Origin of the sequence: Enterobacter sp. ECC-175 (assembly GCF_043968675.1) — a bacterium.
In the GTDB taxonomy this organism is placed as follows: Bacteria; Pseudomonadota; Gammaproteobacteria; order Enterobacterales; family Enterobacteriaceae; genus Enterobacter.
In genome coordinates this window covers 290,364-311,172 of sequence record NZ_CP143776.1, presented here as the reverse complement: position 1 = coordinate 311,172, position 20,809 = coordinate 290,364, and the positions used below count along the sequence as shown (strand labels likewise).

The following is a 20,809-nucleotide window of genomic DNA, read 5'->3' as shown; positions in this document are numbered from 1 at the left end:
CTGGCCTTCAGTTAATGCAGTAAGAACCGCACAGTCACGCGGCGAAACCATTACTATAATCCATTGGCAGCGCGAATGGCTAACCGCATTCCGGGTTTAGCCCGGTAATCGGCTCTTGGGACGCCCTGGTCCGAGGAGTATCGCCAGCTTGCTCCCGCCCTTGGTGGTCTCCATCCAGATTTTACATACGCTGGTCAACGGCACCGAGAGCAGCATACCCACCGGACCCAGCAGCCATCCCCACACCAGTAAGGATAAAAAGACCACCAGCGTCGACATCCCCAGGCGGTGGCCCATCATCCGTGGTTCAAGAATATTTCCCAGCACCATATGCACGACGAGGAACAGCGCCCCGATGAGCATGCATTCATAAAAACCATTGAACAAAAAGGCCTGGATCATGGGCGGCACGGCGGAAAGCACCGCCCCGATATTGGGAACGTAGTTCAGCAGAAACGCCAGTACGCCCCACATCAGGGCAAACTGAATGTCCATCAGCTCAAGCCCCAGCCAGACGAGCACGCCCGTCCAGAGGCTGAGCAGCGTTTTTAGCGCCAGATATTTGGTTACGCCTTTCAGCGCGCGGTGCAGGCCGGCAATGTGGATCTGCGGGTTATTGAGCGCAAAGCGCAGCTTGTAGGGAACGTGGCGGACCTCAAAGAGCATAAACACCACCGTCATCACCAGCAGCAGGATGCTTGCCATCGCGCCGGAAAGCCCGGTCATCAGGGTGGTGGCGTAGGTCATCAGCTTTTCCGAGTCCATCCTGCGCAGCATGCGCTCCGGGGAGATATGCAGATTGAGGAACGGTATCATCTCCTGCAGGTCAACCAGCTTGCGGGTCAGCGCTTTGTTGTACTGCGGCAGCATGGTGGAGAATTCGCTGAGCGACGCCGCCAGCACGCCGAACAGGGCCGTCAGCACGATGAGCATGACGATGACCACGATGGTGATAGCCACCGGGCGGCTCACGCCGCGACGCAAGAACCACGTCACCAGCGGATTAAGAACAATGGCAAAGAAGAGGGCCAGCAGAAGTTGAACAATAATATCGGCCGCTGAGTGAATCCCTGCAAGGATCACCACCAGGCAGGCAAGCTTCAATAAAATGTGCAAACCCGCTTTATCGGGCTGGGTAGGTGTCATAGGTTTTCCTTTTTCGTGGGCTCGTTAAGTGTAGTGTGCGGGATTCGCTTCGTCTGGGGCGCTTATCTGAAAGTCGAGGCTGATTTTCACCGGGCATCGTGGTAATAGTGAAACACCGTTGCAAAAATCAGAGAAACGTCATGCCCGAACCTGCCGCCGAACCGGCGCTGAGCGGATTTCGCCTCAATCTGCGCATTGTCTCCGTTGTTATCTTCAACTTCGCCAGCTACCTGACGATCGGCCTGCCGCTGGCCGTGCTGCCGGGGTATGTTCACGACGTAATGGGCTTTAACGCCTTCTGGGCCGGGCTGGTAATTAGCCTGCAGTATTTTGCCACGCTCCTGAGCCGCCCGCATGCGGGGCGCTATGCGGATCGGTTCGGGCCGAAAAGCGTTGTCGTGATAGGACTGTGCGGCTGCTTCCTGAGCGGGCTGAGCTACCTGCTGGCCGCCTCCACCAGCCACTGGCCGCTGTTGAGCCTGGCGCTGCTGTGCCTGGGCCGCGTGATTTTAGGCATCGGCCAGAGCCTGGCGGGAACAGGATCCACGCTGTGGGGCGTCGGCGTTGTGGGGGCGCCCCACATCGGCAGGGTGATCTCGTGGAACGGCATTGTGACCTACGGCGCGATGGCCATCGGCGCGCCGCTCGGCGTGGTGTGTTATGCCTACGGCGGCCTTTACGGGCTAGCCGTCACGATTATGGTCATCGCGCTGCTGGCGATTGCCTTCGCGCTGCCGCGCCCGAAGGTCAAGGCCAGCAAGGGCAAGCCGCTGCCGTTTCGCGCCGTGCTGGGGCGCGTCTGGCTGTACGGGATGGCGCTGGCGCTGGCTTCCGCCGGCTTTGGCACCATCGCAACGTTTATCACGCTGTTTTACGATGCCAAAGGCTGGGACGGCGCGGCCTTTGCGTTAACGCTCTTTAGCTGCGCGTTTGTGGGTGCTCGCTTACTTTTCCCGAACGGGATAAACCGCCTGGGCGGCCTGAACGTGGCGATGATCTGCTTCGCCGTGGAGATTGTTGGCCTGCTCCTGACCGGCGTCGCCACCGCACCGTGGATGGCGAAAGTCGGCGTTTTCCTGGCGGGGGCGGGGTTCTCGCTGGTGTTCCCGGCGCTGGGCGTTGTGGCGGTGAAGGCGGTGCCGCCGCAAAATCAGGGCGCGGCGCTGGCAACCTATACGGTGTTTATGGATATGTCGCTGGGGATCACCGGGCCGCTGGCGGGGCTGGTGATGGCCTGGGCGGGCGTGCCGGTGATTTATCTTGCCGCGGCGGGCCTGGTGGCGGTGGCGCTTCTGCTGGCGTGGCGGCTAAAAAAATGGCCCCCCGAGCACGCCCGGGAGGCCACGTCATCATCGTGAAAATTACTGAATCGCGATGGTGTTAATGATGTTTTCCGCGGCGGTTTGCGCTTTCTGCTGATCGTCCGCTGGCAGGGTAATCTGCAGGGTCAGCAGCTTATTATCAATCTTGCCGAGCACCACGGAAGAGTAGGCCGTCTGGCCTTTCGCCGAGATAATGCTGTCGAGCTGCTGCAGCGTGTGGCCTTTCAGCTCGATGGATTTATTGGTGACAACCTGCAGCTGCGGGTCACGGCCGCGCTGCTGCTCTTCCAGACGCTTAGCGAGCACGCCCAGATCTTCGCTGGTGTCGTCGCCGACGATCACAATCACCGCTTTCTGCCCGGTAGCGTCAGAATAGACGTGCATGTTGTTCGCCTGGGTGCCCAGCTTGCCGCTCTGATCGGTCATATCCGCCGGCAGAGAGAAACTGAGTTTGCCATCCATCAGGCTGACCGGCTGCCCCGTGGCATTGCTTTCAGCGGACGCGCCCTGAGCAGGCGTTTTGGTGTCGCTGTTATCACAGGCTGCAAGGCCAACAACCAGCAGGCCAATCCCGACATATTTAACCAGATTGCGCATTGACTTCTTCCTTTCGATAAACGGCCATAGCGGCTCATTCATCCATCTTATCACAACTGATAAAGCGAACCCTTAACCTGCCTGCAATGCGGTGATTTCAGATTTATCTGCCAGCCTTTTCATCAGCATATTCAATAGTACCCCGTACATCGGCAGGAAGAACACGATGCTGATAAGCACCTTGAAGCAGTAGTCCACCAGCGCGATTTCCATCCAGTGCTCGGCCATAAACGCGTCCGGGCTGCGCCAGAAGGCGATGAAGAAAAACGCCAGCGTATCGCTCACGTTGCCAAACAGCGTCGAGGCGGTCGGCGCCATCCACCAGCGGTGGTTTTGCCGCAGGCGGTTAAAGACGTGAACGTCGAGGATCTGCCCCAGGGCGTAGGCCATAAAGCTTGCCGCCGCGATGCGCGCCACGAACAGGTTGAAGTTAGTAAGTGCTTCCAAACCTTGCCAGCTGCCCATGTAAAACAGCGATGAAATCACGTACGAGACGAACAGCGCGGGCATCATCACCGCGAAAATAATACGGCGTGCCAGCGGTGCGCCAAAAATCCGCACGGTTAAATCGGTGGCGAGGAAAATAAACGGAAAGCTAAATGCGCCCCAGGTGGTGTGAAAACCAAAAATGGAGATCGGCAACTGCACCAGATAGTTGCTGGAGGTGATCACCAGCAGATGAAAAAGCGAAAGCCAGAACAACGCCTTGACGCGTTGAGGGTGTGTAAAGGAGCTCATATTGTACCTTTTTGATTAAAATTTGGGGTGAGGGAACCCAATAAAGCCGCCGCATGATACTGCTTTGACGGTCATTTGCAATGGTTGATTTTCACGCAATCGTTAACCTGTTTGCATTGAGAGTCGCGGGGCGTAAACTACAGCCGTTTTTACACCAACGAGAAGAAAATGACCGACGTATTCTCCACTCCAGATCATACCCTTGACGCTCAGGGCCTCCGCTGCCCGGAGCCGGTCATGATGGTGCGCAAAACTGTACGCAATATGCAGGCAGGCGAAACGCTGCTGATCGTTGCCGACGACCCGGCCACTACCCGCGATATTCCCGGCTTTTGTACCTTTATGGAGCACGAGCTGGTGGCCCAGGCGACCGACGCGCTGCCGTACCGGTATTTGATTCGCAAGGGGCAGTAGCGCCGAGCCCGGCGGGCTAGCGAATCACGTCGTAAATCGCGCTCTGTATTGCCTGCCATTTTTTAGTCGTCGCGTCCGGCTGCGCCAGCGCGCGACGTTTCGCCATCTCCGCGTCGTGCTGCTGGCGCTTCACGACGGCGGGAACGGTGCAAAATGCCTTCAGGTACTGTTTGCGGACCGACGTCAGCGATTCGCCGTTTGCCATGGCGTGGCTAAGCGTATTGATAAAGCGGCGGCACGGCTTCTTTTCCACCATCTGCTGCCGGTAGCGCAGCATCAGCTCCAGCACGTCGTCATGGCCCGCTGCCATAGCCTCTTCCGTCCACGACACCTTCCAGTCCATTCCACCCTGCAGGAAGAGCAGCGCGACGCGCGTATCGTTGCGGTTAATGGCCGAGCGGAAATTGTTTTCGTCCCAGGTCACGCCCTGGCGGGTCAGCGTTTCGCGTGAGGAGGGCGTTTCCCGCATCTCCTGCGGCGCTTGCGCGGGTTCTGCCGCGCTCGCCACGGCCTGCTGCGGCTTACCGCTGGTGACGACGATGAACCCGCCGACCACGATGGCGATAACCATCACGCCGACGGCCCCCCACAGCGCCCCGGAGATCAGCTGCTCGCGCTGTTCCGGCGTGCGCGGCGCGCGCTGCGTCGGCTTTTCAATGGTGTCGCGCACCTCAAACAGATCGCTTCCGGTGACGCGATCCCTTTTCTGCGCGTGCTCCCAGAACGCGTGCAGCTCGCTGGCGTCGACGGCCATCAGCCCCGCCGGGTTGATGCGCGTCCGTCCCTCTTCAAATGCGCGCTGCACGGGCCGGGTAATTTGCGAGTAATAGGTGTCCAGCAGCTGAATTTGCGCCGAACTTAGCGGCTGCTGAACGGTGATGCCGTTGCGGATTTGGCGGATGTCGTCCAGAAAGGTTTGCAGCGTTTTGCGCGGGTCGACCAGCAGCGTCAGCATCATCGGGTCGCTGAACAGCGAGGCGTAGTAACGGCTGTACTCTTTTTTATCGACCACCATTTGCGCCAGCTCGCTGAACATCATGCCGCTCAGGATATCGTTGATCTCACCAAGCTTAAGCCAGCGGCGCACGCGGTCGGCGTTAAACAGCGTTTTGAGGTGGTTATTCAGCCGCACCGGATCGGGCCACGCCTGCTGTATCAGGCCCTTAATCATCAGCTCAATCGCCCGTACCTGCTTGCGCGCCTGCTGCTGCTGAATTTCGTCTCCGGGGGCCAGCTCGGTGCTGTAGGTCAGAAGGGGCTGCTGAAGGCGCAGATGCTCCAGCGAGGTGACAAAACGCATTGCCGCGATAAGCTGGTTCTCGCTCACGTCCTGACCGCTCTCATACTGGGGAACGCGCTGCTGCAGGAGGCGAAGCTGCAGCGTAAATGCCGACATCTCCGCGTCGTTGAGGTTGAGCTGCTTTGCCACCGCACCCCAGCCGCCCAGCCCTAAGCGGGCGTTATCCAGCTGCTCCAGGAACCAGCGCGGATCTTTACCTTCGGCAACATGCACGTTGAGCAGGAGAAGGATCTCTACTGACGCGTGGCGAATAACCGTCAGGCAGTGTTCAAACTGTTCGCGGATGCGGTGTGATGAACTCAGAGTCATTGTTTTCCTTGAGAGGCAACGAAGGCACCAAAATGAGCCAGGTCCTGGCCGTTTTTCTTTTTATTAATACGACGTTAAACCATACCTGAGTTTTTGTTGAAAAAAAGTGACAAACCCTATAATCATTGGCAGGTCTTTCAGGAGAAACCGCATGCCAGCTTTAACCACCGCGCGCTTACGCTGCTCGCCTCTACAGGCCGCCGACTGGCCCTTCTTTCTGGCGTTACAACAAAACGCGGAGGTAATGCGTTATGTTGCGCAGGACCGCTCCGTTGCGGACATTCGCGACGCGTTTGACGCTCGCCTGCAGCCGTGGCGCCCCGGCAGCACCCATTGGCTCTGCCTTACGGTGCGCGACGCGCAAAATGGCACGCCGCTAGGGGTGACGGGCTATATTCACCGGGAGGAAGATTGCGCCGAGGTGGGCTTTCTTTTTGCGCCGTTCGCGCAGGGAAAGGGATACGGCTATGAATCTCTGCGGGCGCTCTGCGATTTTGCGTTTGCCGAAGGCGGCGTTCGCCGCCTCACGGCGACAGTGACGGTGGGCAATATTGCCTCCAGAAACGTGCTGGAAAAAGTGGGATTCCGTCTCGAAGGCGAGCTGCGGGAAAATTATTTCCTTGCAGGGCGCTGGCATAATGACTGGCTCTTTGGATTATTAAAAAAAGAATATTGATTGAGAAACAGCTGAATCATGGCCATTTGGCCTATAGGCCTCCGGGCCTATTTCCTCTACTCTTACGCCCTAGAGAGGAAATGAATATGAACGATCATACGCTTAAGATATCTTCTTCTGCCATTGAGCTATTAAAACAGCAGCAGGGCCTTTCACTGGAGAAATACAAGGATGAGAAAGGCTTATGGGTAATAGGATATGGTCACGTTATTCGCCCGTGGGAAAAATTCAGTGGCCTGATTACGCCTGTGGAAGCAGAAATAATGCTCCAAAACGATCTGCAAATATGGGAAGCGCTGCTGCGTGAAAATATTAACCAGCCATTGACACAGCAGCAGCACGATACGCTTATTTCACTACTTTATAGTCTTGATGATATCTCTGTACTTAAAACCACGGTGGTTCAGGCCATCATGCGGGTATAGAGCATTGCGGCCTGGGTTCTGTTTTTGACCTCCAGCCGCCGGAACAGGGTTTCCAGATGTGCTTTTACCGTTCCCGCACTGATGTTCAGTGAACGACCAATCTCCTTGTTTGACTCGCCGGCTGCCAGTCGTTTAAGCACCTCATACTGGCGCTCGCTGAGCTGCGACAAATCCTGCTGCGGCGCATTAAGATCGTGCAGCCACTCGCCCGGAAGGCAAACCATCCCTCTCGCAATAGAATGCAGCATGGTAGAAAACATCTCCGGCGCCGCGTTGCGTGGAATAACGGCCATGACGTTTCGCTGCAGAATTTTTTCAACGTATCGAGGGTCTTTTTTGGCTAACACGATCGCCACGCGCAATCTGGGAAATCGAAGCTGAAGATCTTCCAGCAGCGTGGTATTTTCATCCTGAAGAATATTCCCGTCAATCAACGCGATAGCGGTGGGTGATGCCGATAGCTGTGATAAAAATTCATCTGCCTGACGGGCTCCCGTAATATTTATTTCCGGAATTAACGTCCGCAGACTGTTTATCGCTCCATGAATAAATATTGACTGCCTGTCAAACATGATTACTCGCATTGTTTTTCCCCTTCAGATGGCTCCGCGCAATCTGACCGCAAATACCATCGTAAATAGTACAATCTCAATGAATAGCGGGGGGATTCTACAGAGGCTTTATATGAGAAAAAACTCAATGAAGGTTGACGTTACAAATCAGTCATTGATTTTTATAACTACCAGGATTTTGACATAACTCTCTTAAGGTTTTCCTTAAAGGGCTCCCTCCCCTTAAGAACGCGGCTTACAGGAACATCCCGCCTGAAACTTCAATACGTTGTGCGTTCATCCAGCCCAGCCTGTCGCTGAGAAGGGCCGCAACCGCGTCGCCAATGTCGTCCGGCAGGCCAACGCGCCCCAGCGCCGTTTGTGAGGCTAAATGATGGTTGATCTGCGCGTTATCGCGCACGCGTCCGCCGCCAAAGTCGGTTTCAATTGCCCCTGGGGCAATAATATTCACGCTGATCCCGCGCGCGCCCAGCTCCTTCGCCTGATAGCGAGTGAGCACTTCCATTGCCCCTTTCATTGCGGCATAGGCGCCTGACCCCGGCTGGGTGAAGCGCGCCAGGCCGCTGGAGACGTTCAGAATACGCCCGCCGTCCTCCATTAACGGCAGCAGGCGCTGCGTCAGGAAGAACGGCCCTTTGAAATGGACGTTCATCGCGTCGTCAAACTGGGCTTCCGTGGTGTCGGCAAACGGCGCGTATAAACCCGTTCCGGCATTGTTCAATAAATAATCGAAGGTGTGGCGTTGCCAGACGCCGCTGAGCGTCTCCTGCACCTGTTGAGCAAAACGCTCAAAAGCGGAAATATCGCCGACGTTCAGCTGCAGTGCAGCCGCCTTCACGCCGTTAGCTTCAATTTCACGCACCACGTCCAGCGCCTCGTTCTGGCTGCTGTTATAGGTGAGGATGATCCCCGTTCCATCGGCTGCCAGCTTTAGCGCCGCGTTTTTACCTAAACCACGGCTACCGCCCGTTACAATGGCTATACGTTCAGACATAAGAAACCTCGTTTCGCTGGTTATGAAGATTGAGTAAGAGCTTATTAGGTGATAAATAAACAATAAAGATGGGTAATAACGCTTCACTGTTTCATTTAAAACAACAATGAGCCGGGCCTATGGATAAAATACACGCAATGCAGTTATTCATCCGCGTCGCGGAGCTGGAGAGCTTTTCCCGCGCGGCGGAGACGCTAAGCCTGCCGAAGGGCAGCGTTTCGCGGCAGATTCAGGCGCTGGAAAATATGCTCGGCACGCAGCTTTTGCACCGCACGACGCGTCGCGTCAGCCTCACGCAGGACGGCATGGTCTATTACGAGCGCGCAAAAGATCTGCTCACCAACCTCGACGAGCTGGACGGCCTGTTCCAGCACGACCCTTCCAGCATCAGCGGACGCCTGCGCGTGGATATGCCCGTTGGCATTGCGCGAAATTTAATCATCCCGAGGCTGCCCGCTTTTTTACAGCAGTACCCCGGCATAGAAGTGGAGCTTAGCAGCAGCGACCGCCTGGTGGACGTGATTCGCGAAGGCTTTGACTGCGTGGTGCGCGTCGGCACGCTGAAGGACTCCGGGCTTATCGCGCGCCCGCTCGGCAGGCTGTCGGTGATTAACTGCGCCAGCCCGGCTTATCTGGAGCGTTTTGGCTATCCTGACACGCTGGACGACCTGGCGTCTCACGCCGTGGTGCATTACGCCGCCACGCTGGGAACGCGGCCGCAGGGCTTCGAGTACTTCAACGGCACGTCCGTGCAGTGGGTGAAAACGGGCGGGGTGCTCACGGTCAACAGCACCGAGACCTATCACGCCGCCTGCATTGCCGGGCTGGGGATTATTCAGGTACCGCGCGTCGGCGTGCGCGACGCGCTGCGCACGAAAAAGCTGATTGAGATCCTGCCGCAGTATCGTGCTGAACCGATGCCGGTTTCGCTGATTTACCCTCACCGCCGCAACCTCTCCCGTCGGGTTCATCTGTTCATGGAGTGGCTGACCGAACAGACAAAAGCGTACGTGGGTTAGCCACACGCTATAATTCAAATACATTCTGGAAACGAAAAGGAAAAGACGCGTGACGCAGGAAAACGATCCGCAACGACCCACACAGCATCTGGATTTTGAGCCTGTGAAGAAAATGGACACCAGGCCCGAGGAGCCGAAAGAGCCCGGCACGGCCAGCAAGGCGCTGGGAACCGCCTTGACGCTGGCTGAACGCATAAAGCAGCTTCCCGTGATTGCGCACCTGATCCGCGCCGCCGAGCGCTTTAACGATCGTCTGGGCAATCAGTTCGGGGCAGCCATCACCTACTTCTCGTTTTTATCGATGATCCCCATCCTCATGGTGTCTTTCGCCGCGGCGGGTTTTGTTCTCGCCTCGCACCCCACGCTGCTTCAGGACATCTTCAACAAGATCCTGAATAACGTGAGCGACCCGACGCTCGCCGCAACGCTGAAAAGCACAATTAACACCGCCGTGCAGCAGAGAACCACCGTTGGGATCGTGGGTTTACTGATTGCGCTTTACTCGGGCATTAACTGGATGGGCAACCTGCGCGAGGCCATTCGCGCCCAGTCGCGCGACGTGTGGGAGCGCACGCCGCAGGACGAGGAGAAAATCTGGGTGAAGTATTTCCGCGACTTCATCTCGCTGATTGGCCTGCTGGTGGCGCTGATCGTAACGCTCTCCATCACCTCGGTTGCGGGCTCCGCCCAGCAGATGATTATTTCCGCGCTGTATCTGGACTACATTGAATGGCTGAAGCCCGCCTGGCGCGGCATTGGCCTGGCGATCTCCATCTTTGCCAACTATCTGCTGTTCTTCTGGATCTTCTGGCGCTTGCCTCGCCATCGCCCGCGTAAAAAAGCGCTGATCCGCGGCACGCTGATTGCCGCGATAGGCTTCGAGGTGATTAAGATCGTGATGACCTATACGCTGCCGTCGCTGGTGAAATCGCCCTCCGGCGCGGCGTTTGGCTCGGTGCTCGGGCTGATGGCGTTCTTCTACTTCTTCGCCCGCCTGACGCTGTTCTGCGCGGCCTGGATCGCCACCGCAGAATACAAAGATGACCCGCGCATGCCGGGCAAAACGCATCGCTAAACCTATCATCGGGCTGAAAATGTCAGCCCGATTCTTCATTTCAGCATATAAATCCAGTCATTAACTTTTATTTAACCTTAAACCAGTTTTATCTGCTGATATTTAAAATCTGTGAAGCATTTCATGGAAGCGTTTTGGCGAGGCTGAACATTATTCACTTTTTGACTCTTTTTTCACCAGTTCGCCGCTTTGTTACAGATTGAAATGTCGCTTTTGCTGTGCGTAATATGGCCTTTCGTTCGTCAAAAATAAGAAAATAATATGCAAGCAACAGCCACCACACTCGATTCCGACGCGGACCAGGCGCCCGTCAACTCGCGCAACAAAGTTGTTGTCGCCTCGCTGATCGGTACCGCCATTGAGTTCTTCGACTTCTACATTTACGCCACCGCGGCGGTGATCGTCTTTCCCCATATTTTCTTCCCGCAGGGTGACCCAACGGCGGCCACGCTACAGTCTTTAGCAACGTTCGCGATTGCCTTCGTCGCCCGCCCGATTGGCTCCGCGCTGTTTGGCCACTTCGGCGACCGCGTGGGCCGCAAGGTCACGCTGGTCGCCTCGCTGCTGACCATGGGCATTTCCACCGTTGCCATCGGCCTGCTGCCCACCTATGAAACCATCGGGATTTTAGCCCCGCTGCTGCTGGCGCTGGCGCGTTTTGGCCAGGGCTTAGGCCTGGGCGGCGAATGGGGCGGGGCGGCGCTGCTGGCGACCGAGAACGCACCGCCGCGCAAGCGCGCGCTGTACGGCTCGTTCCCGCAGCTGGGCGCGCCGATTGGCTTCTTCTTTGCCAACGGAACGTTCCTGCTGCTCTCCTGGCTGCTGACCGATGAACAGTTCATGACCTGGGGCTGGCGTATTCCGTTCGTTTTCTCCGCCGTGCTGGTGCTGATTGGCCTGTACGTGCGCGTTTCCCTGCACGAAACGCCGGTCTTTGCCAAAGTGGCGGCGGCGAAGAAGCAGGTCAAAGTGCCGCTGGGCACGCTGCTGACCAAACACGTCCGCGTGACCGTGCTGGGCACGTTTATCATGCTGGCGACCTACACGCTGTTCTACATCATGACCGTGTACTCAATGACCTACAGCACGGCGGCTGCGCCGGTTGGCCTCGGGCTGCCGCGTAACGAAGTGCTGTGGATGCTGATGATGGCGGTGATTGGCTTCGGCGTCATGGTGCCGGTATCGGGTATGCTGGCGGATAAATTTGGCCGTCGCCCGAGCATGATTGTCATCACCACGCTGATTATCCTGTTTGCGCTCTTCGTCTTCCCGCCGCTGTTAGGCTCTGGCAGCCCGACGCTGGTGATGGCGTATCTGCTGATTGGCCTGAGCCTGATGGGGCTGACCTTCGGCCCGATGGGGGCGCTGCTGCCCGAGCTGTTCCCGACCGAGGTGCGCTACACCGGCGCGTCTTTCTCGTACAACGTGGCGTCTATTTTGGGCGCGTCCGTGGCGCCGTATATCGCCACCTGGCTGCAGGCGAACTACGGCCTGTTTTACGTCGGCGTCTACCTGGCCGCGATGGCGGCGCTGACGCTGATCGCGCTGCTGCTTACGCACGAAACGCGGCACCAGTCGCTCTAGGCAAAAAAAAACGGCAGTCCAGAAGGATTGCCGTTTTTTATTACGCTGATGAAAAGCGTTATTTCTTCACCTGCGCCTTAAATTTTTTCATCCACACCAGCAGCTCAAACACGCCAAAAATAAACACGCGCAGCTGCTGCCATCCGGTCATCTGCGGGCCATCTTTCGGCAGGCCGTTTTTCAGCATCACCATCTGCAGGGCGTGCATGAACGAGGTGAAAATCAGCGCCACGTTCACGAAAATGTTCATCGGGCGCGGGAACGGATGCACCAGATTCAGGATCAGGAACGCCCAAACGCCCAGCATCAGTAAACGTCCCAGGTTAATCAGTACCGGCATCGGATTCTCCTTGTGCCTGACGGTGATACAAACGGTAGGCGACCTGGCCGGCCACCTTTTCGCGATGCAGCGCCCAGTGGGCGGGCACCGGCGGCATGCCATTTTCCACTTCGCTTTCAACATAAATTAGCGCGTCATCCGCCAGCCAGCCGTTATTTTCCAGCAGGGACAGCGTCTCTTCCAGCAGCCCTTTGCGGAACGGCGGGTCAACGAACACCACGTTGTGCGGCGTGCCTTTTTGCGCCAGGAAGCTGAGCGTGTTGGTATTCACCACGCTGGCGTGCGTTGCCTTCAGGGTCGCCAGATTTTGCTTCAGCGTCTGCGCGACGCCGCGCTCCATCTCCAGCAGCGTGGCGCTGGCGGCATAGCGGGACAGCGCTTCCAGCCCGAGCGCGCCGCTCCCGGCGAAGCAGTCCAGGCAGTGGGCGTCTACCATTGACGGAGCCAGCCAGTTAAACAGCGTCTCGCGCACGCGATCGGTGGTGGGGCGCAGGCCGGGGCTGTCCGGCACCGGTAATTTCCGGCCTCGCCACTGGCCGCCGATAATGCGAATTTGCCCGGCGGAGGCACGGTTGGGTTTCTTCATTTCAGGAAAGCTCTGCTAACAATTGGCCTGCGATTGCGGGCGGTGATGTCGATTAAGTAAAGTGTTAGACTATTTCATCATTTTTTTAGCTTCCATGTATATAGCGCCGCGAGGAGTGTAGTCGCAGATGGCAAAACAAAAAAAACGTGGCTTCTTTTCCTGGCTGGGCTTCGGTGAAAAAGAGCAAGAAAAAGAGCAGCCAGCCGAAGAGCAACAGGCCGTTGAAGAGCCGTCCCAGCCTGAAACGCCTGTTGAAACCGCCGCGGTCGTAGAAGCGGAAGAGCCTGCGCACAGCAAAGAAGAGATTGAATCCTTTGCTGAAGAGGTGGTTGAGGTTACCCAAGAGGTTAAGGAGAGTGAGAAGCCGGAACCGGCTGTCGTCGAAACCGTTGCCGAAGCGCCGCAGGCGGTTATAGAACATGAAACGCTGCCGCTGCCGGAAGAGGTCAAGGCCGAAGAGGTGTCTGCCGAAGAGTGGCAGGCGGAAGCGGAAACCGTTGAGATCGTTGAAGCGGTAGAAGAAGAGGCGGTCAACGAGCCTGAGCTTACCGACGACGAGCTGGAAGCCCAGGCGCTGGCGGCAGAGGCCGCAGAAGAAGCGGAAATCGTCGTGCCGGTGGCTGAAGAGGATGAACCGGTTGAGGAGATCGCTCAGGAGCAGGAAAAACCGACTAAAGAAGGTTTCTTCGCTCGCCTGAAGCGCAGTCTGCTTAAGACCAAAGAAAATCTCGGTTCCGGATTTATCAGCCTGTTCCGCGGCAAAAAGATCGACGATGATCTGTTTGAAGAGCTGGAAGAGCAGCTGCTGATTGCCGACGTCGGCGTGGAAACCACCCGCAAGATCATCGCCAGCCTGACCGAAGGCGCGAGCCGCAAGCAGCTGCGCGACGCCGAAGCGCTGTACGGCCTGTTGAAAGATGAGATGGGTGAAATTCTCGCAAAAGTTGACGAACCGCTTAATATTGAAGGCAAAACGCCATTTGTTATTCTGATGGTTGGCGTGAACGGCGTGGGCAAAACCACCACCATCGGCAAGCTGGCGCGTCAGTTCGAGCAGCAGGGCAAGTCGGTGATGCTGGCGGCGGGCGATACCTTCCGCGCGGCGGCGGTGGAGCAGCTTCAGGTCTGGGGCCAGCGCAACAACATTCCGGTGATTGCGCAGCACACCGGTGCGGATTCCGCCTCCGTGATCTTTGACGCCATACAGGCGGCGAAGGCGCGCAACGTGGACGTGCTGATCGCCGATACCGCAGGGCGTTTACAGAATAAATCGCACCTGATGGAAGAGCTGAAAAAAATCGTTCGCGTCATGAAGAAGCTGGACGAAGATGCGCCGCATGAAATTATGCTGACCATTGATGCCAGCACCGGACAGAACGCCATCAGTCAGGCAAAACTGTTCCATGAAGCGGTAGGGCTGACGGGGATCACGCTGACCAAGCTGGACGGCACCGCCAAAGGCGGGGTGATCTTCTCCGTGGCCGACCAGTTCGGCATTCCTATCCGCTACATCGGCGTAGGCGAGCGTATTGAGGATTTGCGTCCGTTTAAATCGGACGACTTTATTGAGGCATTATTTGCCCGAGAGGACTAACAATGATTCGCTTTGAACATGTCAGCAAGGCCTATCTCGGTGGGAGACAAGCGCTGCAGGGGGTGACATTCCACCTGCAACCGGGCGAGATGGCGTTCCTGACCGGTCACTCCGGCGCGGGGAAAAGTACCCTGCTCAAGCTGATCTGTGGGATCGAACGGCCCAGCGCCGGGAAAATCTTCTTCAGCGGCCATGACATCAGCCGCCTGAAAAACCGCGAGGTGCCGTTTTTGCGCCGCCAGATCGGGATGATTTTCCAGGATCACCACCTGCTGATGGATCGCACCGTGTTTGATAACGTGGCGATCCCGCTGATTATTGCCGGTGCCAGCTATGATGATATCCGCCGCCGCGTCTCTGCGGCGCTGGACAAGGTCGGGCTGTTGGACAAAGCGAAGAATTTCCCAATCCAGCTCTCCGGCGGTGAACAGCAGCGCGTGGGCATCGCCCGTGCGGTGGTGAACAAGCCTGCCGTGCTGCTGGCGGATGAGCCGACCGGTAACCTGGACGATGCCCTGTCAGAAGGGATTTTGCGTCTGTTTGAGGAATTTAACCGCGTTGGGGTGACGGTACTGATGGCGACGCACGACATCGGGCTGATTTCCCGTCGTTCGTACCGCATGCTGACGCTGAGCGACGGTCATTTGCACGGAGGCCACGGTGAATAAGCGCGACGCAATGAACCAGATTCGGCAGTTCGGAAACCGGTTTGACCGCTTCCGCAAGCCGCAGGGCGGCGGTGACGGCAACCGCAATGCACCCAAGCGCGCGAAGGCCGCGCCGAAGCCGGCCTCCCGTAAAACCAACGTCTTTAACGAACAGGTGCGCTACGCCTTCCACGGCGCGCTGCAGGATCTGAAAAGCAAGCCGCTGGCAACGTTCCTCACGGTGATGGTGATTGCCATCTCCCTGACGCTGCCGAGCGTCTGCTACATGGTCTATAAAAACGTGAATCAGGCGGCGTCGCAGTATTATCCGTCGCCGCAGATCACGGTTTACCTGGATAAAGCGCTCGACGATAACGCGGCGGCGCAGGTGGTCGGGCAGATCCAGGCCGAACAGGGCGTGGAGAAGGTTAACTACCTGTCGCGCGACGAAGCGCTGGGCGAGTTCCGCAACTGGTCAGGCTTTGGCGGCGCGCTGGATATGCTTGAAGAGAATCCGCTGCCCGCTGTGGCCGTGGTGATCCCGAAGCTGGATTTCCAGGGCACCGATTCGCTTAACACCCTGCGTGACCGCATCACCCGGATTAACGGGATCGATGAAGTGCGCATGGACGACAGCTGGTTTGCCCGTCTGGCGGCGCTGACCGGGCTTGTCGGGCGCGTCTCGGCGATGATTGGCGTGCTGATGGTGGCGGCGGTATTCCTCGTCATCGGTAACAGCGTGCGCCTGAGCATCTTCGCCCGCCGCGACACCATCAACGTGCAGAAACTGATTGGCGCAACGGATGGGTTTATCCTGCGTCCGTTCCTCTACGGCGGCGCATTATTAGGTTTTTCTGGTGCATTTCTTTCATTGATTTTGTCAGAAATTTTGGTGATGCGGCTTTCGTCTGCCGTGACCGACGTGGCGCAGGTTTTTGGAACTAAGTTTGATATCAGTGGCTTAGGGTTCGATGAGTGCCTGCTGTTGCTGCTGGTTTGCTCGATGATCGGCTGGGTGGCCGCATGGCTCGCCACCGTGCAACATTTACGTCACTTTACTCCCGACTAATAAAAGCGTGATATAATCTTTCCCTGCACCGAGATGTTCGCTCTGCAGGGAAAGATGTCCCTGTTGTCTCTTTCCCGCAGTATCATCTTCATGTCACATTTTGTGCGTAATTTATTCACTGTTGCACCTGGAACTTGTGGATAAAATCACTGTCTGATAAAAGAGTGAATGCTAATCTCGTTGCTCAAACGCTTTGGCATGGTTGTTGCCTGACGGGGACAGCCTGGACCAGAAGAAACATTGAGAGGAATGAATGACCAAAGAAATGCAAACTTTAGCTTTAGCCCCTGTTGGTAACCTGGAATCTTACATCCGGGCTGCGAACACCTGGCCGATGTTGACGGCCGAGGAAGAAAAGGAGCTTGCTGAAAAGCTGCATTACCAGGGCGATCTGGAAGCAGCTAAAACGCTGATCCTGTCTCACCTGCGCTTTGTTGTTCACGTTGCTCGTAATTATGCGGGCTACGGCCTGCCGCAGGCGGACCTGATTCAGGAAGGCAACATTGGCCTGATGAAGGCTGTACGTCGCTTTAACCCGGAAGTGGGTGTGCGACTGGTCTCCTTCGCCGTGCACTGGATCAAAGCGGAAATTCACGAATACGTACTGCGTAACTGGCGTATCGTGAAGGTCGCCACGACAAAAGCGCAACGCAAGCTGTTCTTCAACCTGCGTAAAACCAAGCAGCGTCTGGGCTGGTTCAATCAGGATGAAGTTGAAATGGTGGCGCGCGAGCTGGGCGTATCCAGCAAAGACGTCCGCGAGATGGAATCCCGCATGGCCGCGCAGGACATGACCTTTGACATGTCTTCCGATGACGATGCGTCCGACAGCCAGCCGATGGCACCGGTTCTGTATCTGCAGGATAAAACCTCTAACTTTGCCGACGGCATTGAAGAGGATAACTGGGAAGATCAGGCCGCGAACAAGCTGAGCTTCGCGATGGAAGGTCTCGACGAGCGTAGCCAGGATATTATCCGCGCCCGCTGGCTGGACGAAGATAACAAGTCCACGCTGCAGGAACTGGCTGACCGCTACGGCGTCTCCGCTGAACGCGTGCGTCAGCTTGAGAAGAACGCCATGAAAAAACTTCGCGCCGCTATCGAAGCGTAATTTCCGCGAAGTATGACGAGAGCCCCTGGATGAGAATCCGGGGGTTTTGTTTTTTTAACGCCCGCTCTGGCGAATTGTCACCCCCTGGCAAACACTTACTGATGCGCTACGCATGCGATCATCAGGGGGAGACCGTGAAGAATAACGAATTGAACGAGCGGCGCGTGCAGGCCACGCCGCGCGGCATTGGGGTGATGTGTAACTTCTATGCCGAGAAAGCCGAAAACGCCACCGTGTGGGACGTGGAAGGCAACGAGTATATCGATTTCGCCGCCGGGATCGCCGTTCTCAATACCGGCCACCGCCATCCCAAAATTATTGCCGCCATCGAAAAGCAGCTCCACGCCTTTACCCACACCGCATACCAGATTATCCCCTACGAGGGCTACGTCGCGCTGGCCGAGCGCATCAACGCCCGCGTGCCGGTTGACGGCCCCGCCAAAACGGCCTTCTTCTCCACCGGCGCGGAAGCCGTCGAAAACGCGGTGAAAATTGCCCGCGCGTACACCGGGCGCCCCGGGCTGATTACCTTCGGCGGCGCGTTCCACGGGCGCACGTTCATGACCATGGCGCTCACGGGGAAAGTCGCGCCGTATAAGCTCGGCTTCGGCCCGTTCCCCGGCTCGGTCTATCACGCCCAGTACCCGAACGCACTGCACGGCGTCAGTTCGCAGGAAGCGATCAAAAGCGTAGAGCGTATCTTCAAGGCGGATATCTCGCCCGAGCAGGTGGCGGCGATCGTGCTTGAGCCCGTGCAGGGCGAGGGCGGGTTTAACGTCGCCCCGGCTGACTTTATGCAGGCGCTGCGCGCGCTGTGCGACACACACGGCATTCTGCTGATTGCCGACGAGGTGCAAACCGGCTTTGCGCGCACCGGCAAACTCTTCTCGATGGAAAACCACTGCGTGAAGCCGGACCTGATTACCATGGCGAAAAGCCTGGCGGGCGGGATGCCGCTCTCCGCGGTGTCCGGTCGGGCGGAGGTGATGGACGCCCCCGCGCCCGGCGGTCTAGGCGGCACCTACGCGGGGAACCCGCTGGCGATTGCCGCCGCGCACGCGGTGCTTGACGTGATTGACGAAGAAGATCTCTGCACGCGCGCGTCGCACCTTGGACATCACCTGGTTGAAGTGCTGAATAAGGCCAAAAGCCAGTGCCCATATATCGCCGATATCCGCGCCCAGGGCTCGATGGTGGCAGTAGAATTTAACGATCCGCAAACCGGGCAGCCGTCGCCTGAGTTTACCCGCCAGGTGCAGGCGCGCGCGCTCCAGCAGGGGCTGCTGCTGCTGAGCTGCGGCGTCTACGGCAACGTGATTCGCTTCCTCTATCCGCTCACCATTCCCGAAGCGCAGTTCCGCGAAGCGCTGGATATTATTTCTGCGGCGCTGACTCGTTAAAGCCAAACGCCCGGCCATTACGGCGGCCGGGCTTAGCATATATACATTTCAAATTATCTATTCCAAAATCATAAAAATGGGGTATGTTTTAGCAGAGTATGCTGAAAAAGCGCGAACAGCACGCCTATAAATGAAATAAAGCGCTACACAACAACATCACAACAATCGTAATAACCATAATAATGGGGAATCTCAGGATGAATATGAAGGGTAAAGCGTTACTGGCAGGATGTATGGCGTTGGCATTCAGCTCCATGGCTCAGGCGGATATTAAAGTGGCCGTTGTGGGCGCGATGTCCGGCCCGGTAGCGCAGTACGGCGACCAGGAATTTACCGGCGCAGAGCAGGCGGTTGCAGACATTAATGCCAAGGGCGGCATCAAAGGCGAAAAGCTGCAGATCGTGAAATATGACGACGCGTGTGACCCGAAACAGGCGGTCGCGGTCGCGAACAAAGTGGTGAACGACGGCATCAAGTACGTTATCGGCCACCTGTGTTCTTCCTCTACTCAGCCAGCGTCTGACATCTACGAAGACGAAGGCATTCTGATGATCACTCCGGCTGCGACCGCGCCGGAACTGACCGCGCGCGGCTATAAGCTGATCCTGCGCACTACCGGCCTCGACTCCGATCAGGGCCCAACCGCCGCGAAATATATCGTTGAGAAAGTGAAGCCGAAGCGCATCGCGATTGTGCATGACAAACAGCAGTATGGCGAAGGCCTGGCGCGCTCCGTGCAGGACAACCTGAAGAAAGCCAACGCGGACATCGTGTTCTTTGACGGTATCACCGCCGGTGAAAAAGACTTCTCCACGCTGGTGGCGCGCCTGAAGAAAGAGAACATCGACTTCGTTTACTACGGCGGCTACCACCCGGAAATGGGGCAGATCCTGCGCCAGGCGCGCGCGGCCGGTCTGAAAACCCAGTTCATGGGACCGGAAGGCGTGGCTAACGTGTCCCTGTCCAACATCGCGGGTGAATCAGCCGAAGGCCTGCTGGTGACCAAGCCGAAGAACTACGACCAGGTGCCTGCGAACAAGCCGGTTGTTGATGCGATCAAGGCCAAGAAACAGGATCCAAGCGGCGCGTTCGTCTGGACCACCTACGCTGCGCTGCAGTCTCTGCAGGCGGGTCTGAACCAGTCAGCCGATCCGGCGGAAATTGCCACCTGGCTGAAGGCAAACAAGGTGGACACCGTGATGGGGCCGCTGTCCTGGGATGAGAAGGGCGATCTGAAGGGCTTCGAGTTCGGCGTGTTTGACTGGCATGCTAACGGCACGGCGACGGATGCCAAATAATATGGGTGCGGATTGATGCCCTCACCCTAACCCTCTCCCACAGGGAGAGGGGACTGGACGGTGCGTTTTTTCTCCCTCTCCCCGTGGGAGAGGGCCGGGGTGAGGGCACCAGCCCGCACAGATCAACCCTGCCGCTTCTCCCACCCATTCGCCTGCGCCGTAAATCCCAACGCCTGCATAAACGCGGCCATCACGCCGCGGTCTTCCACGCCCACGTCCGCCATCCACCAGGAAGTGACGCTCGGGTTTTCGCGGATCAGCTCTTCAATCAAATACTGTCCGACCCCGCGACGGCGGGTGACGTCGCGCACGCGCAGTGAATCCAGCGCCCCTTCTGTGCCGCTCAGCGTCACGCGAACGGCGGCCAGCAGGCGCTCGTTAAAGCGCGCGGCGTAAATACGGTGGTTCTCATCGACGTTCAGCGATGAAGAGGAATATTCCGGCCAGATTTTGCCCAGGTCAATACGATCCTGGTCGCTAAAGGTCACCAGACGAACGATAGTCAGTTTCATTAGCAGCATGTCCACGTCAAAAAGAGTACGGGCAGTGTACTCATTTTACTCCTCCAGTGGCTTTCTCTTTTTAAATGTATT

22 protein-coding genes are annotated in these 20,809 nt (G+C 57.3%); 13 read left to right on the top strand and 9 right to left on the bottom strand.

Annotated elements, in window-relative coordinates; translation table 11 throughout:
* Positions 1-96: 96 nt before the first annotated feature.
* Complete coding sequence (locus V1599_RS01575; protein ID WP_112011837.1) at positions 97-1,146, bottom strand: AI-2E family transporter; 1,050 nt, start codon at positions 1,144-1,146, stop codon at positions 97-99.
* 140 nt (positions 1,147-1,286) lie between these two features.
* On the opposite strand from V1599_RS01575, the gene V1599_RS01570 reads away from it, so the two are divergent.
* Positions 1,287-2,504: an MFS transporter gene (locus V1599_RS01570; RefSeq protein WP_395300921.1), complete on the top strand. Its 1,218-nt coding sequence runs from the start codon at positions 1,287-1,289 to the stop codon at positions 2,502-2,504.
* A gap of 3 nt (positions 2,505-2,507) precedes the next feature.
* Here the strand turns inward: V1599_RS01570 and V1599_RS01565 are convergent, their stop codons facing one another.
* A complete protein-coding gene (locus V1599_RS01565) occupies positions 2,508-3,065 on the bottom strand; it encodes a DcrB family lipoprotein (RefSeq protein ID WP_112011835.1) in 558 nt (185 codons plus the stop codon).
* A gap of 72 nt (positions 3,066-3,137) precedes the next feature.
* The gene (locus tag V1599_RS01560) at positions 3,138-3,803 is read right to left on the bottom strand and encodes a 7-cyano-7-deazaguanine/7-aminomethyl-7-deazaguanine transporter (protein WP_112011834.1); all 666 of its coding nucleotides are present in this window, start codon (positions 3,801-3,803) and stop codon (positions 3,138-3,140) included.
* A 168-nt stretch (positions 3,804-3,971) separates the two neighbouring features.
* On the opposite strand from V1599_RS01560, the gene tusA reads away from it, so the two are divergent.
* Complete coding sequence (gene tusA / locus V1599_RS01555; protein WP_112011833.1) at positions 3,972-4,217, top strand: sulfurtransferase TusA; 246 nt, start codon at positions 3,972-3,974, stop codon at positions 4,215-4,217.
* A gap of 16 nt (positions 4,218-4,233) precedes the next feature.
* On the opposite strand, the gene V1599_RS01550 is transcribed toward tusA, so the two are convergent.
* Positions 4,234-5,826 (bottom strand): STY4199 family HEPN domain-containing protein, encoded by a 1,593-nt coding sequence (locus tag V1599_RS01550; protein WP_112011832.1) that lies wholly within the window; start codon positions 5,824-5,826, stop codon positions 4,234-4,236.
* A 151-nt stretch (positions 5,827-5,977) separates the two neighbouring features.
* On the opposite strand from V1599_RS01550, the gene V1599_RS01545 reads away from it, so the two are divergent.
* Positions 5,978-6,502, top strand: a complete 525-nt coding sequence (locus V1599_RS01545; RefSeq protein WP_395300920.1) for a GNAT family N-acetyltransferase — start codon at positions 5,978-5,980, stop codon at positions 6,500-6,502.
* An 86-nt stretch (positions 6,503-6,588) separates the two neighbouring features.
* Complete coding sequence (locus V1599_RS01540; RefSeq protein WP_395300919.1) at positions 6,589-6,927, top strand: lysozyme; 339 nt, start codon at positions 6,589-6,591, stop codon at positions 6,925-6,927.
* On the opposite strand, the gene V1599_RS01535 is transcribed toward V1599_RS01540, so the two are convergent.
* Together V1599_RS01535 and V1599_RS01530 are read right to left on the bottom strand one after the other, a co-directional pair.
* Positions 6,906-7,511 carry a response regulator transcription factor gene (locus V1599_RS01535; RefSeq protein ID WP_395300918.1) on the bottom strand — a complete coding sequence of 202 codons (606 nt, stop codon included), beginning with the start codon at positions 7,509-7,511 and terminating at the stop codon, positions 6,906-6,908. The two genes, V1599_RS01540 and V1599_RS01535, sit on opposite strands and share 22 nt — an antisense overlap.
* A gap of 223 nt (positions 7,512-7,734) precedes the next feature.
* Positions 7,735-8,493: an SDR family NAD(P)-dependent oxidoreductase gene (locus V1599_RS01530; protein WP_395300917.1), complete on the bottom strand. Its 759-nt coding sequence runs from the start codon at positions 8,491-8,493 to the stop codon at positions 7,735-7,737.
* Between the two features lie 119 nt (positions 8,494-8,612).
* Here V1599_RS01530 and V1599_RS01525 point away from each other — a divergent pair, with 119 nt between their 5' ends.
* From V1599_RS01525 to V1599_RS01515, 3 genes are all read left to right on the top strand, one after another.
* On the top strand, positions 8,613-9,512 hold the full coding sequence (locus V1599_RS01525; RefSeq protein WP_297117252.1) for a LysR family transcriptional regulator: 900 nt from the start codon (positions 8,613-8,615) through the stop codon (positions 9,510-9,512).
* Positions 9,513-9,561: 49 nt separating this feature from the next.
* The gene (gene yhjD / locus V1599_RS01520) at positions 9,562-10,587 is read left to right on the top strand and encodes an inner membrane protein YhjD (protein ID WP_112011826.1); all 1,026 of its coding nucleotides are present in this window, start codon (positions 9,562-9,564) and stop codon (positions 10,585-10,587) included.
* Between the two features lie 261 nt (positions 10,588-10,848).
* Complete coding sequence (locus tag V1599_RS01515) at positions 10,849-12,171, top strand: MFS transporter (RefSeq protein WP_297117248.1); 1,323 nt, start codon at positions 10,849-10,851, stop codon at positions 12,169-12,171.
* Positions 12,172-12,229: 58 nt separating this feature from the next.
* Here the strand turns inward: V1599_RS01515 and V1599_RS01510 are convergent, their stop codons facing one another.
* Both V1599_RS01510 and rsmD read right to left on the bottom strand, forming a co-directional pair.
* The gene (locus V1599_RS01510) at positions 12,230-12,511 is read right to left on the bottom strand and encodes a DUF1145 family protein (RefSeq protein ID WP_010436509.1); all 282 of its coding nucleotides are present in this window, start codon (positions 12,509-12,511) and stop codon (positions 12,230-12,232) included.
* Positions 12,495-13,097 (bottom strand): 16S rRNA (guanine(966)-N(2))-methyltransferase, encoded by a 603-nt coding sequence (rsmD, locus tag V1599_RS01505; protein WP_112011824.1) that lies wholly within the window; start codon positions 13,095-13,097, stop codon positions 12,495-12,497. Before rsmD ends, V1599_RS01510 begins: the two co-directional genes overlap by 17 nt.
* Positions 13,098-13,224: 127 nt before the next feature.
* On the opposite strand from rsmD, the gene ftsY reads away from it, so the two are divergent.
* The 6 genes from ftsY to livJ all read left to right on the top strand — a co-directional run bounded on the left by ftsY (position 13,225) and on the right by livJ (position 20,216).
* Complete coding sequence (gene ftsY, locus V1599_RS01500; RefSeq protein ID WP_395300916.1) at positions 13,225-14,691, top strand: signal recognition particle-docking protein FtsY; 1,467 nt, start codon at positions 13,225-13,227, stop codon at positions 14,689-14,691.
* A 2-nt stretch (positions 14,692-14,693) separates the two neighbouring features.
* The gene (gene ftsE, locus V1599_RS01495) at positions 14,694-15,359 is read left to right on the top strand and encodes a cell division ATP-binding protein FtsE (protein ID WP_006177946.1); all 666 of its coding nucleotides are present in this window, start codon (positions 14,694-14,696) and stop codon (positions 15,357-15,359) included.
* On the top strand, positions 15,352-16,407 hold the full coding sequence (gene ftsX / locus V1599_RS01490) for a permease-like cell division protein FtsX (RefSeq protein ID WP_112011822.1): 1,056 nt from the start codon (positions 15,352-15,354) through the stop codon (positions 16,405-16,407). The genes ftsE and ftsX overlap by 8 nt, the downstream gene beginning before the upstream one ends.
* Before the next feature lie 253 nt (positions 16,408-16,660).
* Positions 16,661-17,518: an RNA polymerase sigma factor RpoH gene (gene rpoH / locus V1599_RS01485; RefSeq protein ID WP_006177943.1), complete on the top strand. Its 858-nt coding sequence runs from the start codon at positions 16,661-16,663 to the stop codon at positions 17,516-17,518.
* Positions 17,519-17,652: 134 nt separating this feature from the next.
* Positions 17,653-18,918: a 4-aminobutyrate--2-oxoglutarate transaminase gene (locus V1599_RS01480; protein WP_395300915.1), complete on the top strand. Its 1,266-nt coding sequence runs from the start codon at positions 17,653-17,655 to the stop codon at positions 18,916-18,918.
* A 197-nt stretch (positions 18,919-19,115) separates the two neighbouring features.
* Entirely contained in the window at positions 19,116-20,216 is a 1,101-nt protein-coding gene (livJ, locus tag V1599_RS01475) for a branched chain amino acid ABC transporter substrate-binding protein LivJ (protein WP_146745777.1), read from the top strand.
* A 122-nt stretch (positions 20,217-20,338) separates the two neighbouring features.
* Here the strand turns inward: livJ and panM are convergent, their stop codons facing one another.
* Positions 20,339-20,728, bottom strand: a complete 390-nt coding sequence (gene panM / locus V1599_RS01470) for an aspartate 1-decarboxylase autocleavage activator PanM (protein ID WP_395300914.1) — start codon at positions 20,726-20,728, stop codon at positions 20,339-20,341.
* Between the last annotated feature and the right edge of the window lie 81 nt (positions 20,729-20,809).